Here is a 12544-nt window from a genome sequence, read left to right as displayed (position 1 = left end):
GCTGCCCCGCGCTCTCGAGCTGCTCGCGCTTCAGCGGGTTGTTCGTCAGGAGCCGGATCGGCCGTCCGCCGAGCAGGTATCGCAGCACGACAGCCGCGTCGGTGAAGTCGCGCGAGTCCTCGGGCAGCCCGAGCGAGACGTTCGCCTGGTAGGTGTCCTGACCCTCGTCCTGCAGGAGGTAGGTCACCGCCTTGGCCCACAGGCCGATGCCGCGGCCCTCGTGGCCGGACATGTAGACGATCGCGCCGCCGCCCTCCGCCGCGATCCTCTCGAACGCCGCGTCGAGCTGCGGACCGCACTCGCACCGCATCGAGCCGAACACGTCGCCCGTCACGCAGCTCGAGTGCACGCGGACGAGCGGCGCCTCGACCCCGGCGAACCCCTCCGTGGCGAGCACCGAATTGACCGACATGTTGGCCTGCAGGAGATCGCGCAGCGCCTCGGACCCCGGGGCGCGCCCGGCGCACGCCGCGTCGAACACCCGGCCGAGCTCCACGCGCCGCACGAACGGGTACCACTCGACGATCCGCGTGCCGCCGTTCACCCGCCGCGGCAACGGGATCGGGCCGAGCATCGAGAGGTACGGCGCCCCGCCGCCGCCGTCGATCCGCCGTCCCGAGGCGTCGAGGTGCGCGAGCCGGCGATCGGCCTCGAGCCGCTCCCTGATCTTCGGATCCACGTAGCTGAACACCGCGCGCCTCCAGTCGAATGCCCGCGTTTCATACACCGCGCGGCCGAAAGATCAAAGCGCGCGGTTGACCCGCGCGGCATCGTGGATACACATTGCGTGGGGCGAGGAGCACGGTGCCATGCGCTGGTCGCTGAAAATCGGATCCCTGTTCGGGATTCCCATCCGCTTGCACTTCTCGATGGCGATCGTGCCGCTGTTCGCGTTCTCGACGGTCGAGAGCGGCGACTTCGCGGGCATCGCGCTGGCGCTCGGTCTCACGGTGCTCCTGTTCGGCTCGGTCGTCGCCCACGAGCTCGGCCACGCGCTCGTCGCGCGGCGCTTCGGCGTGCGCACCGAGGACATCGTGCTCCTGCCGATAGGCGGCGTCGCGCGGATCGTGAACCTCCCGAAGCGGCCGGTGCACGAGATCGCGATCGCCGCGGCAGGTCCGGCCGTGTCGATCGCGCTCGCCACAGCCGCGTACGTGCTCCTGCTCGTCCCGAGCCTCTTCATGTCGCCCGTCGCCGTGGCGGCCGCGAGCGTGTTCATCAAGATGAACGTCATCCTCGGCCTGTTCAACCTCGTCCCGGCGCTGCCGATGGACGGCGGCCGCGTGCTCCGCGGGCTGCTCGCGCTGAAGCGGGACTACCTCTCGGCCACGCGCATCGCGGTGCGCATCGGGCGCGGGCTCGCGATCGCCGGCATGGTCTACGCCATCTGGGCGGGCGATCTCATGCTCGGCTTCATCGCCTTGTTCGTCTTCATGGGCGCCGGCTCCGAGGAGCGGATCGCCTGGATGCGCGAGGCGGCGGAGCGCGGCGCGGCGGGACGCGGTCCAATGGGCGGCGTCGTGGTGATCCAGGGCGGCAAGGCCGAGGTCATCTCGCGCAAGGATCCGGAAGACTGAGGAACCGCCGCACGATCTCGCCGGCGACGCCGTCGTCGCGCGGGGTCCCTGTGAGCGCGCGGCCGATGATCCCGGCCTTCCCGGGCGCCGCAGCCGCGAGCCCCTCGAGCAGCGCGCGGCCGGTCGCGGGATCGATCTCCGGGTGCGCCTGCACGCCCCAGATCGGCTCGTCGCCGTGGCGCATGACCTGCACCGCGCAGCCCGCGCTCCGGGCGAGGACGCGCCACGGCGGGGGCGGATCGACAACCTCGTCGAAGTGCGCGACGAACGCGTGGAACGGATCGGGCAGCCCGGCGAGGAGCGAGTCGGCGGCCACGACGTCGATCGCGGCCCACCCGAGCTCCGGCGTCGCGGACGCGCGCACGTGCCGCGGTCCCGAGAGCGCCAGTGCGAGCATCTGGTGGCCGAAGCAGCTCCCGAGGATCGCCTTGCCCGCCGCCGCCGCGCGCCTCACGAGCTCGATCTCGACCTCGTACCAGGGCTCGGGCGCGACGATCGACGCCTCGGAACCGGTGAGCACGACGTGCGTGTACGCCGCGAGGTCGGGCGCGGCCCCGCCCGACGGAAGGTACACGCTGTCGGCCGGAGCGCCGCCGAGCAGCGCGCGCCAGTGATCGACGGGACGGTAGATGTCCGGGTAGACGCAGCAGTCGACGATCAGGACCCGCGCGTTCATGGCCTCAGCACCCGTCCTCGGACGTCTCCCCGGCCGCGGCGTTCGGGCACGCGTCCTCGTCGTCCGGGAAGCTGTCCCCGTCGTTGTCCCCGTCCGGGCACCCGTCCTCGTCCTCGAAACCGTCCGGATCCTCGGCGAAGATCGGACACTCGTCGGCGCCGCCGCTGATGCCGTCGCCGTCCTCGTCCGGGATCACCGGGACGAAGGTGAACCGCGCGGCGATCGAGAACAGCGGCGCGACCTCTCCTGCGCCGAACCCCGCGAGCAGCCCGAACCTGTGGCGCTGGCCGAGCGGAAAATCGACGCCGCCGCCCAGCCAAACCGGCCGCGATCCTGCGCTCGGCCAACTGCCCTCGGTCGTCGCCACGCCGATCGCGCCGGCCGCCTCGAACGACCACGCGACGTCGCCCTCGCGGGGCACGCGCACGCCGAACCGCCAGAGGACGTCGTCGTCCTGCTCGAAACGCGAGCCGGGCGCGGAGTGCTCGGGGCGGATCCTGTACCCCAGGTTCAGGCCGACGCGCGTCGAGAGGACCTGCAGCGCGAACGACGCGAGCGCCTCGCCCCCGAGGCCGCCCTCGCCCAGGAGCCGTTCGTGCGCCCCGGTCGGCACGATCGCCGCCGCACGGAAGAGGAGCCCGATGCCGCCCGACTCCGCCGACAGCACGCCCCACGACAGCGCGGCGCGCAGGTCGCCGATCCCGGGGCCGTCTTCCCCCATGCCGACGAGCTCGAACGCGTCGTCGCCCGCTCCGCCCGCGGAGCGCGCCCCGGCGGTCACGCCCACGGGGAGCGCGAGATCCGCCTCGAGGTGTGCGGGCAACCCCAGCCCGAACGCCAGATCCGCGCGGGACTGGTGCGCCCGATCCGCGATCCCGACGCCGTACAGCCAGCGGACGTCGATCTTCGCGTGCCAGGACCATTTCGGCGCCGCCGCGGTACCTTCCAGGAGGTGGCCGCCGTCCGAAGTGAGCGGCGGCTCGACGAAGGCGGGTTGCGGCCAGACGGCGTCGTCCGCGCGCACGCGGCCGGGCCAGAGGATCGAGAAGATCGCCGCCGCGAGCAGAGGGAAGAGGAGACGCGCCGACCACATGGCGGGGAGCATAACATGGCGGCGCGCAGTTGTTGCCTATGGCATGCGGCTTGCTATTATTAAACCGTGCTGGGGACCGAGATCCCCAGCCCGAACGGCGGGTAGGCGTTCAAAAATGAGAACAACGGCGAAATCACGGGTGTTTTGGGTCTTCTGCGCGACGCTCCTCTCGGCCGGTCCGGGGTGCGAGGACCGCAACTACACGTACCCCTTCTACGAAATGGATTGGGACACGGACAGCGAGACCGGCACCGACACGGACACCGGTTCGGACGGGGACGGCGACGGCGACGCGGACTCGGACGGCGACACGGACGAGTGTCCCGAGATCTTCACCGACGACCTCGGGCGGTGCATCCGCTACGTCGACTGGGACGCCGACGCCACGCTCTGCGGCACGAGCTGGGACGACGCGTTCACGAAGATCCAGGACGGCATCGATTCGGCCTACGCCGCGGCGCAGCTGCTCGGCTCCTGCGAGGTCTGGGTGGCGACCGGCACGTACAGGTCCTATGTCGACGCCCTCACCGACACGATCTACCTGCGCTCCAACGTCCAGGTCTACGGCGGCTTCGCCGGCGACGAGACCCTTCGCGACCAGCGCGACATCATCTCGAACGAGACGGTTCTCGACGGCCGCGACGAGCTCGAGATCAACGCCTCGTACCACGTCGTGATGGGCGCCGACTACGGCGAGCTCGACGGGTTCACCATCACCGGCGGCAACGCGAACGGCGATACGCCGCACCACCGCGGCGGCGGCCTGTACTCGAACTCCTCGCACACGATCGTCCGAAACTGCACGTTCCGCGGCAATCGGGCGATCGACGGCGGCGCGGTGTTCCTGTACGACTCGATGCCGCGCCTCGAGAGCTGCGTGCTCGAACAGAACGCCGCCGAGAACGGGGGCGGGCTGTTCGTGCTCAACGGCACCGCGGAGCTCGTCAACCTCGCGATTCGGTACAACACCTCTTCCGGGGACGGCGGCGGCGTATACCTGAAGTCGGTCTTCGGGGAGTGCAGCCCGACGTTCGTCGGGACCACCGTCGTGGGCAACCTGTCGCAGGGCGACGGCGGCGGCCTCTTCGTGGACAACTGCCGCCCGGAGGTCACCGACTCGAAGCTCGAGGAGAACACCGCGGTCCGCAACGGCGGCGGCCTCTCGGGGTTGCACGGCTTCGCGGCGCTCGCGGGGGCGACGGTGCGAGGCAACGCGGCGTACGGCAGCGGCGGCGGCGTGTACAGCTACGACACGGAGCTCGCGCTCTCGGGCTCGCGGATCATCGAGAACTCCGCGGCCGAGCACGGCGGCGGCCTGTTCCTCGCGTGGAGCGACAGCGCCGTCGAGGCGACCCTTGTCGCCGCGAACGCGGCGGGCGTGGACGGCGGCGGCTTCTTCATCGAGCACGACTTTCCGGTGATCACGAGCTCGCTCGTCACGGGGAACGAGGCGGGCCGCGGGGGCGGCGCGTTCAACGGCGCGCGGGCCGTCGTGTCGTACGTGAACACGGTGTTCCACGGCAACCGCGCGACGGAGCTGGCGGGCGGCGTGTACAACGCGGATCTCTCCGAGGTCGAGCTGTTCAACGACATCATCTACGCCGACTTCGGCGGGGAGATCTTCGACGAGAAGGGGAGCGAGACCGAGGTCGCGTTCTGCGACGTGCTCGGCGGGTACGAGGGGCTCCAGGTCATCGACGAGGATCCCTTGTTCCAGGCGCCTGGCGAGTGGCTCGATCCGGGCACGCCGGACGACACGAGCGACGACGCGTGGAGCTACGGCGACTACCACCTGCAGTCCGGATCGCCGTGCATCGACCAGGCGGACGACGTCGCGTCCCCGGAGGCGGACGCGGACGGCAACGACTGGATCGATATCGCCGACGCCGGGCTCCCGGACGTCGCCTCCGACATGGGCGCCTACGACTTCCAGATGTGACGGCTCACCGCCCTTCGCCCGCGCCCCTCGCCCAGAGGCGCTCCTCGACCCGCTCGAGCAGCGGCGCCAATGTCGAGCGGTCGAGCGCCGAGACGAGCACCGCGCCGAGGCTCTCCACCTCGGACCGGATCGCGGCCGGATCGACGCGGTCCGCCTTGTTCATCACGAGGAGGCGCGGCGTCTCGTGCAGCTCGAGATCCACGAGCAGCTGCTCGACGCACCTCACGTGCTCGGCGCGCGCCGGATCGGCCGCGTCGACGATGTGGAGCAGGAGCGAGGCGTCCCGCATCTCCTCGAGCGTCGCCTTGAACGCGTCGAGCAGATCCCGCGGCAGATCCCGGATGAAGCCGACCGTGTCCGTGACGATCACCTCGCGCTCCCGCGGGAACCGCAGCCTCCGGCTGGCCGTGTCGAGCGTCGCGAACAGCTTGTCTTCCACGAGCACGTCGGAGTTCGTGAGCGCGTTCAGGAGCATCGACTTGCCGGCGTTCGTGTAGCCGACGATCGACACGATCGGGATGGCGCTCCTGCGGCGCAGCGCCCGTCGCTGGGAGCGCCCCTTGCCGAGACCATCGAGCTTCTTCTCGATCCGGGCGATCTTCTCCCGGGCGCGCCGGCGCCCGATCTCCATCACCGTCTCGCCCGGGCCGCGCCGCCCGCCGATGCCGCCCGTCAGCCGCGACAGCGAGTCGTCGCGCGCCCCGAGCCGCGGCAGCAGGTACTTGAGCTGCGCGAGCTCGACCTTGAGCTTGCCGTCCCGCGAGTGGGCGCGCTGCGCGAAGATGTCGAGGATGAGCTGCGTGCGGTCGATCACCTTGAGCTCCGTCACCTCCGCGATCGCCCGCGCCTGGTTCGCGCCGAGGTTGCAGTCGAGGATCAGGAGCTCCGCGTCGAGGTGCATCGCGCGCACCGTGATGTCCTCGAGCTTCCCCTTGCCCATGACGAACCGCGGATCCGGCTTGTCGCGCACCTGGACGACTCGGTCCGCGATGGCGACCCCCGCGGTCCGCGCCAGCTCCGCGAGCTCGTCGAGCGCGCGCTCGGCCTCGGCCGTCCGCCGCCTGTCCGTCGTGACGTGGACGAGCACGGCGCGTCCTTCGGGCGCACGCACCTCGCGGGCGCCGGCGACGCGGCCGAACTCCTCCTCGAGCGCGGTCACCAGCCCGAGGAAGTCGGCCGGGAGCATGCCGAGGTTGAGCGGGCCGAGGAGTCGGTATGGGGAGTCGCCGCCGGGCGGCAGGAGGTGCGCGAGGTACACGGCGCCCGGGCTGCCCTCTGACGTCACCCCCACGGCCGCGATCATGTCGAGGCGCAGGCGCGTCAGGTCCGTGAGGTCGTCCCGGCTCAGCGGCTCGGCGCGAAGATGCGTATGGACGAACCGGAGCCCCCGGAAGCGGTGCTCGCCGGCGCGCAGCCGCCCGAAGTCCGGCAGCTCGATCCGCGAGGCGTCGCCGACCGCGACGTCCGTGATCTGCCCGTTGCGGTCGATGAACAGCCCGATCTGCCGACCGATCTCTCGCGACAGGAGCGCCATCGTCTGGGCGATCTCCGGCGTGATGATCCGGGACGCGGGGAGGCGCCGCGATCCGAGCCGCTCGAGCGCGCGCTTCTCCGCGGGCGCGAGCCCGGTGAGGTTGCCGCGCGGGGTCACGGGCGCACCGAAGCCGCTGCGCCGAGCCGCCGCGCGATCGCGTCGCGAAGCGCCGCGTGCTCCGCCGAGCCCAGCCATTCTGGGCCGTGCGCGCGCGCCCTCGGGCGTTCGAGCGCGCCGACCCTCGAAGCCGCCTCCGCGAGCCGCGCGCAAAACGCCGCGTCGTCCCGCGCCTCGCGCTCGACGGCCTCCACGACCGCCTCGCGCACCTCGCGGTCGCGGCAGACGAGGAGGCCGTCCGCGCCGGCCCGGATCGCCCGAACCGCCGCGGCCGGGGGTCCGCCCACCCGCGACACCGCGCCCATCTCGAGATCGTCGGTGATGAGCGCGCCCTCGAACCCCAGGCGGCCGCGCAGCTCGTCCGTGAGGATCGCTCGGCTCGCCGTGGCCGGCTCGTCAGGGTCGAGCGCCGGGTAGACGACGTGCGCGGTCATGATCGGCCCGAGCCGCTCTGCGGCGTACGCGGCGAACGGCGCCATCTCGACGGCCCGCAGCCGCTCGGCGGGGAGCCCCACTCGCGGCAGGCCGACGTGGCTGTCGATCGCCGCGTCGCCGTGGCCCGGGAAGTGCTTGCCGCACGGGAGCACCCCGCCCTCGCGCAGCCCGCGCGCGAACGCGAGGCCGTGTCGGATCACGGTCTCCGGATCGCCGCCGAACGCGCGATCGCCTATCACCGGGGACGCGGGGTTCGTGTCGATATCGAGCACCGGCGCGAAGTCGAGCGAGAAGCCGAGCGCCGCGAGCTCGATCCCCACGAGCCGGCCGGCGGAACGCGTCAGCTCCGGATCGCCGAGCGCCGCGACGGCTCTCGCCGGCGGCAGGATCACGAGCGGCTCCTTGAGGCGCGCGACGCGTCCGCCCTCCTGGTCCACGGCGACGATCGGCTCCGCACCGCTCGGCGCGGCGGATCGCGCCTCGTCGATCAAGGCGGCCGCCTGCGCGGGGCCCTCGAGGTTGCGCTGGAACAGCACGATCCCGGCGAGCGCCCTGCGGCCGAGGAGCGCCGCGACGTCGTCCGGGAGCGACGTTCCGTCGAACCCGGCGATGACGACGCGACCGGCGGTGTTCCCGGTTACCAGTTGTACGGCCCGTGGCAGCCGATGTCGGAGCAGGTCGTCCCGTTCCAGGTGCCGCCTGAGGAGAAATCGACGTCGTTCGAGGCGTCGTTGTGCGTCCCGTCGGCGATGATCTCGTCGGACGAGCTCACCGAGGTCGAGTGGCACTCGGAGCAGGACACCCCGTGGGAGACGTGCAAGCCGTGCAAGCCCGTCGTCGGCGGGAAGCCGTGGCACGACGTACAGTCCGCATCCGTGTCGCTGTCCGAATCCGCGTCCGTGTCCGTGTCCGTGTCCGAGTCCGTGTCCGTGTCCGTGTCGGAATCCGAGTCCGTATCCGAGTCGGAATCCGAGTCCGCGTCCGATCTCCCATCTTCGCCCGTGCAGCCAGAGAAGGCGGTCGTGGAGAACGCGAAAACCGCCCCGAGGAGCACCATCATGATCGCGCGCATTCCAGAACCTCCGTGCGAACGGCGCCGTCCTGCGCCGTAAAAATCAGTCCCGGCGAGTATACATTCTGCCTGAGGGGATTCATGAAAAAACCGCCGAGCGGTCCGGTTTCCCACTATTTTTACGAGGTGTTGCGATCAGGCGGGAGGCGGGTCGCCCTACTCCGGATCCTCGTACTCGCCCTCGCACACGCCGACCTCGAGGATGAGGTAGAGGAGCACGAACTCCTGCGGCCGAATCGAAGTGGACGGCGTGGACTCGACGACCTGGTACACGGTGTGGAAGATCTTGCCGCAGCCCCACGGGAAGGTGACGGTCATCGGCTGTCCGTCGAAGTAGTCCTGGTCGGTGACCCAGACGGTCGGCTTGATGACGTAGCCGTCCTCCTCGAGGCCCAACCCGTTGTCGAGGTCGTTGACGCCGTACAGCTGCGTCCAGGCGCCGGTGAACGGGAAGGCGTCCGGGCTGTCTCCGCTGTCGACCACGCCGAGCCAGGCGCGCATCTGCTCGTCCTCGATCCTGCCGGTCGTCTCGTAGGCAGAGCCCTCGCCGATGTCGCCGCCGTACTCGATGACCTCCTGGTAGGACGGGAACGACCCTTCCCGGAACGGCGCCTGGGTCCAGTTGTACGCCCAGCACGACGAGTACACCTTGCCGCCCGCCTCGGCGTAGTTGCGCAGCATCTCCTGGCGCGCCGCGGTGGTGCCCGTGAAGATCCCGTTGCACATGCAGGGGAAAAAGATCATGTGGTACTGGTCCAGGTTCTCCTGGGCGTCGAACAGGGTGACCGACTCGCCGACGGCGGACGACGCGGACGACGCGTCGTTGTAGGCGTCGAAGCTCTCCGTACCCGGGACCCAGTGGCCGTCGCCGCCCAGCTCCGCGATCCCGAGCTTGGCGAGCATGTCCTCGGACCGGTCGTAGGAGTTGAGCAGCACGGCGTAGCTCGGGATGACGTCCGAGCCGTCGTCGCTGTTCTCGGGCGGCAGCGTCGTCAGCTCGACCGGGACGTCGAGCACCTGATCGGCCGAGACCGTGATCTCGCGCTCCCGCTGGAAGAACCCCTTGCGCGTGACGAGGTTCCACTCGCCGGCAGGAACTCCGCTGAGCGAGAAGGTGCCGTCCGGGTTGGAGAGCGTCCACTTCTTGCCGGTCATGTCGTCGCACTCGTAGCAGTAGGCGTTGTCCTCGATGAGCGACCCGCTGGCGTGGGTCACGTAGACGAGGGCGCCCGGGATCGGGAACGCGCCCGAGGGGGCCATGACCGTGCCCTGGACCCCGCCGACGCCGTCCGCGTCGGTGTCGGAATCCGCGTCCGTGTCGACGTCGGTGTCCGTGTCGGCGTCCGTGTCGGTGTCCGTGTCCCCTCCGTTGTCGTCCGCGCGCCCCGTGCCCTCGCACCCCGCGGCCGCGAGCGCGAGCCCGGCGGCAAGCGCGACGATGAGCCGTTCCGTCCTGCGAATCCTCATGATGACCTCCAGAGCGAGTCGCTTCCGCATACGACGTGCGTTTCAAAACATGAATAAGATGGAACGAAATGGGGCAGCTTGCCACTATCGGATCCGCCCCATATAAAGAACGCGACCGGCTTGGCCGGTCGGCGAGGAGTCCCGCGTGGAAGCCCCGAAGCGCTTTCCCGTCATCGAGCAGGCGAGCCGCCGCGTCGAGCGGCTCGTGGGCGAGAACGTGTACATGCTCGTGCTCGCCGCGATCGTGGGCGTGCTCGGCGGCCTGGGGGCCATCTTCTTCCGCTGGCTCATCGAGCGGATCACCGAGATCTCGTTCGCGGGCGGCGGCGGTCTCGCCGCGCTCAAGGCCGCGCCGTGGTACGTGAAGGCGCTCGCGCCCGCGGCCGGCGGCCTCGTCGTCGGCCCGATCATCTACTTCCTGGCCCGCGAGGCGCGCGGCCACGGCCTGCCCGAGGTGATGAACGCGGTCACGAACAGGGGCGGCCGCATGCGGCGGCGGGTCATGATCGTGAAGACGATCGCCTCGGCGATCACCCTCGGAACAGGGGGCTCGGCCGGCCGCGAGGGCCCGATCGTGCAGATCGGCGCCGGGATCGGCTCGACCGTCGGCCAGACGCTCGGGCTCGAGGGCAACAAGCTGATCGTGCTGCTCGGATGCGGCGCGGCGGCCGGGCTCGCGGCGACGTTCAACGCGCCGATCGCGGGCGTGATGCTCGCCATCGAGGTGATCATCGGCTCCGCGTCGATCAGCGTGTTCAGCCCGATCGTCGTGGCGTCGGTCGCGGGCACGGTCGTGTCTCGCATCGCGTTCGGGAACCAGCCGTTCGTCCCGGCGCCGCAGTACGAGCTCGTCAACCCGGCCGTGGAGCTGCCGCTGTACATCGCGCTCGGGGTGGCGGCCGGGCTCACCGGGCTCGCGTTCACCAAGGGGATCACGGCGCTCGAGGAGCTGTGGGAGCGCGCGCCGATCCCGGGCTGGCTCACGCCGATGCTCGGTGGCGCCGTGGTCGGCGGCATCGCGGTGTTCTTCCCGCACGTGCTCGGCGTCGGCTACGAGACGATTAACGACGCGCTGCACGGCCGCGAGGCTTTGGGGGTTCTCGCCGCGCTCGTGTTGCTCAAGCTCGTGGCCACGGGCTTCACGCTCGGATCCGGCGGTTCGGGGGGCGTCTTCGCGCCGTCTTTGTTCATCGGCGCGTGCCTCGGGGGGGCCTTCGGCCTCGTCGCCGAGCGGCTGTTCCCCGGCTACACCGCCGACTCCGGCGCGTACGCCCTCGTCGGCATGGGCGCGGTGCTCGCCGCCACGACGCACGCGCCGGTCACGGCGATCCTCATGCTGTTCGAGCTCTCCTCCAACTACATGATCGTCCTCCCGCTGATGCTCACCTGCGTGATCGCCTCGGGGTTCGCGGCGCGGGTGATGCCGACGTCGATCTTCACGACCGCGCTCGCGCGGCGCGGCGTCCGGCTCCGCGGCTCGTCCGAGGCCGAGCACGTCCACGCGACGAAGATCCGGCGGATCCTCAGGCCGTACGTCGAGACGATGCCGCCCACGACGCCGGTGAGCGACGTGATGCAGCGCGCTCTCTCGGGCTCGATGCCGAGCCAGTTCGTCGTGGACGCGGACTCGCGGCCGATAGGCGTGATCGGCCTCGGCCACCTCAAGTCGATCATGGGCGAGTCGGGCTTCGACGAGGCGGGGCTCGTCGCCGCGGACGTCATGAGGGCGCCGGTCGCCTCCCTCAACCTGGACGACTCGCTCGACGTCGCGATGGGCCTCTTCGCGCGGATGGACGTCGAGGCGCTGCCGGTGGTCGGGGAGAACGGCGCGATCGTCGGGTGCGTGACGCGATACGATCTGATGATGTTCTTCGAGCACGAGATCCTGCACGACCAGGCGCTCGGCATGACGTTCATGGCCGACGGCCGGCCCGAGGAGGCGCAGTTCGTCGAGCTGCCCGAGGGCCACGTGCTCGCGCTCATCGTGGTCAGCGACGTGATCGCCGGCAAGACGCTCCGGGAGCTCGACCTGCGCCAGACCGCGGGGATCAACGTCGTCGGCATCCGCCTCAAGAAGCCGGAGGGGATCGAGCGGCTGGCGCCGGATCCGAAGCGGCGGCTCGCGCTGGGCGAGATCCTCGTCGCGGTGGGGCCGGAGAAGGCGATCGACGCGTTCCGCAAGGCGGTGGGCGCGTGATGCGGCAGGCCGGGACGCGCATCCGGATCGAGACGCGCGGCAAGGGGCTCGTCGACGTGACGAAGCGCGTCGAGGCGTGGCTCGCCGAGCAGCGGATCGCGACCGGCCTCTTGACCGCGTTCCTCCGCCATACGTCGGCGTCGCTCGTGATCCAGGAGAACGCGGATCCGACCGTGCTCGCCGATCTCGAGGCGTTCTTCGCGAAGCTCGCCCCGGAAGGGCGCGGGCTGTACCGCCACGACGACGAGGGGCCGGACGACATGCCGGCGCACCTCAAGGCCGCGCTCACCCGCACGTCGCTCGGCGTCCCGGTGTCGGGCGGCCGGCTGGTCCTCGGCACCTGGCAGGCGATCTATCTCTTCGAGCACCGCGCACGCCCGCACCTCCGCGAGCTCCACCTCCACGTCCTCGGGGAGTGACCGAAAATATCGGAGCGG

11 protein-coding genes are annotated in these 12544 nt (G+C 70.8%); 4 read left to right on the top strand and 7 right to left on the bottom strand.

All coding sequences use genetic code 11. From position 1 onward, the window contains the following. Window positions 1–691: GTP cyclohydrolase II (locus tag M0R80_17835; protein MCK9461495.1), on the bottom strand; the 691-nt coding region annotated here is incomplete at its 3' end. Between the two features lie 118 nt (window positions 692–809). Here M0R80_17835 and M0R80_17830 point away from each other — a divergent pair. Then, entirely contained in the window at window positions 810–1577 is a 768-nt protein-coding gene (locus tag M0R80_17830; protein ID MCK9461494.1) for a site-2 protease family protein, read from the top strand. Here M0R80_17830 and M0R80_17825 read toward each other — a convergent pair. Together M0R80_17825 and M0R80_17820 are read right to left on the bottom strand one after the other, a co-directional pair. Continuing rightward, entirely contained in the window at window positions 1549–2253 is a 705-nt protein-coding gene (locus tag M0R80_17825; GenBank protein ID MCK9461493.1) for a type 1 glutamine amidotransferase, read from the bottom strand. The genes M0R80_17830 and M0R80_17825 overlap by 29 nt on opposite strands. A gap of 4 nt (window positions 2254–2257) precedes the next feature. Continuing rightward, the gene (locus M0R80_17820) at window positions 2258–3346 is read right to left on the bottom strand and encodes a hypothetical protein (protein MCK9461492.1); all 1089 of its coding nucleotides are present in this window, start codon (window positions 3344–3346) and stop codon (window positions 2258–2260) included. Window positions 3347–3461: 115 nt separating this feature from the next. Here M0R80_17820 and M0R80_17815 point away from each other — a divergent pair, with 115 nt between their 5' ends. Beyond that, the gene (locus M0R80_17815; GenBank protein ID MCK9461491.1) at window positions 3462–5285 is read left to right on the top strand and encodes a right-handed parallel beta-helix repeat-containing protein; all 1824 of its coding nucleotides are present in this window, start codon (window positions 3462–3464) and stop codon (window positions 5283–5285) included. A gap of 4 nt (window positions 5286–5289) precedes the next feature. On the opposite strand, the gene hflX is transcribed toward M0R80_17815, so the two are convergent. The 4 genes from hflX to M0R80_17795 form a co-directional block, all read right to left on the bottom strand. Continuing rightward, on the bottom strand, window positions 5290–7014 hold the full coding sequence (gene hflX / locus M0R80_17810) for a GTPase HflX (GenBank protein ID MCK9461490.1): 1725 nt from the start codon (window positions 7012–7014) through the stop codon (window positions 5290–5292). Further along, the gene (gene nagZ / locus M0R80_17805) at window positions 6933–7982 is read right to left on the bottom strand and encodes a beta-N-acetylhexosaminidase (protein ID MCK9461489.1); all 1050 of its coding nucleotides are present in this window, start codon (window positions 7980–7982) and stop codon (window positions 6933–6935) included. Before nagZ ends, hflX begins: the two co-directional genes overlap by 82 nt. 26 nt (window positions 7983–8008) lie before the next feature. Further along, complete coding sequence (locus tag M0R80_17800) at window positions 8009–8443, bottom strand: hypothetical protein (protein MCK9461488.1); 435 nt, start codon at window positions 8441–8443, stop codon at window positions 8009–8011. Between the two features lie 156 nt (window positions 8444–8599). Next, complete coding sequence (locus tag M0R80_17795; protein MCK9461487.1) at window positions 8600–9910, bottom strand: carboxypeptidase-like regulatory domain-containing protein; 1311 nt, start codon at window positions 9908–9910, stop codon at window positions 8600–8602. Window positions 9911–10055: 145 nt separating this feature from the next. On the opposite strand from M0R80_17795, the gene M0R80_17790 reads away from it, so the two are divergent. Further along, window positions 10056–12107 (top strand): chloride channel protein, encoded by a 2052-nt coding sequence (locus M0R80_17790; protein ID MCK9461486.1) that lies wholly within the window; start codon window positions 10056–10058, stop codon window positions 12105–12107. Next, window positions 12107–12526, top strand: a complete 420-nt coding sequence (locus M0R80_17785; protein MCK9461485.1) for a secondary thiamine-phosphate synthase enzyme YjbQ — start codon at window positions 12107–12109, stop codon at window positions 12524–12526. Before M0R80_17790 ends, M0R80_17785 begins: the two co-directional genes overlap by 1 nt. Window positions 12527–12544: the final 18 nt, after the last annotated feature.

This window comes from Pseudomonadota bacterium (genome assembly GCA_023229365.1).
GTDB lineage: Bacteria > Myxococcota_A > Polyangia > JAAYKL01 > JAAYKL01 > JALNZK01.
The sequence above is the reverse complement of the archived record's forward strand: the minus strand, read 5'-3'. Positions and strand labels throughout refer to the sequence as shown.

Bases quoted from the DNA above. Each gene is read 5' to 3' on its own strand.
- M0R80_17830 (MCK9461494.1), top strand. From the start codon at position 810: ATGCGCTGGTCGCTGAAAATCGGATCCCTGTTCGGGATTCCCATCCGC.
- M0R80_17825 (MCK9461493.1), bottom strand. From the start codon at position 2,253: ATGAACGCGCGGGTCCTGATCGTCGACTGCTGCGTCTACCCGGACATC.
- M0R80_17820 (MCK9461492.1), bottom strand. From the start codon at position 3,346: ATGTGGTCGGCGCGTCTCCTCTTCCCTCTGCTCGCGGCGGCGATCTTC.
- M0R80_17815 (MCK9461491.1), top strand. From the start codon at position 3,462: ATGAGAACAACGGCGAAATCACGGGTGTTTTGGGTCTTCTGCGCGACG.
- hflX (MCK9461490.1), bottom strand. From the start codon at position 7,014: ATGGCTGGGCTCGGCGGAGCACGCGGCGCTTCGCGACGCGATCGCGCG.
- M0R80_17800 (MCK9461488.1), bottom strand. From the start codon at position 8,443: ATGCGCGCGATCATGATGGTGCTCCTCGGGGCGGTTTTCGCGTTCTCC.
- M0R80_17795 (MCK9461487.1), bottom strand. From the start codon at position 9,910: ATGAGGATTCGCAGGACGGAACGGCTCATCGTCGCGCTTGCCGCCGGG.
- M0R80_17785 (MCK9461485.1), top strand. From the start codon at position 12,107: ATGCGGCAGGCCGGGACGCGCATCCGGATCGAGACGCGCGGCAAGGGG.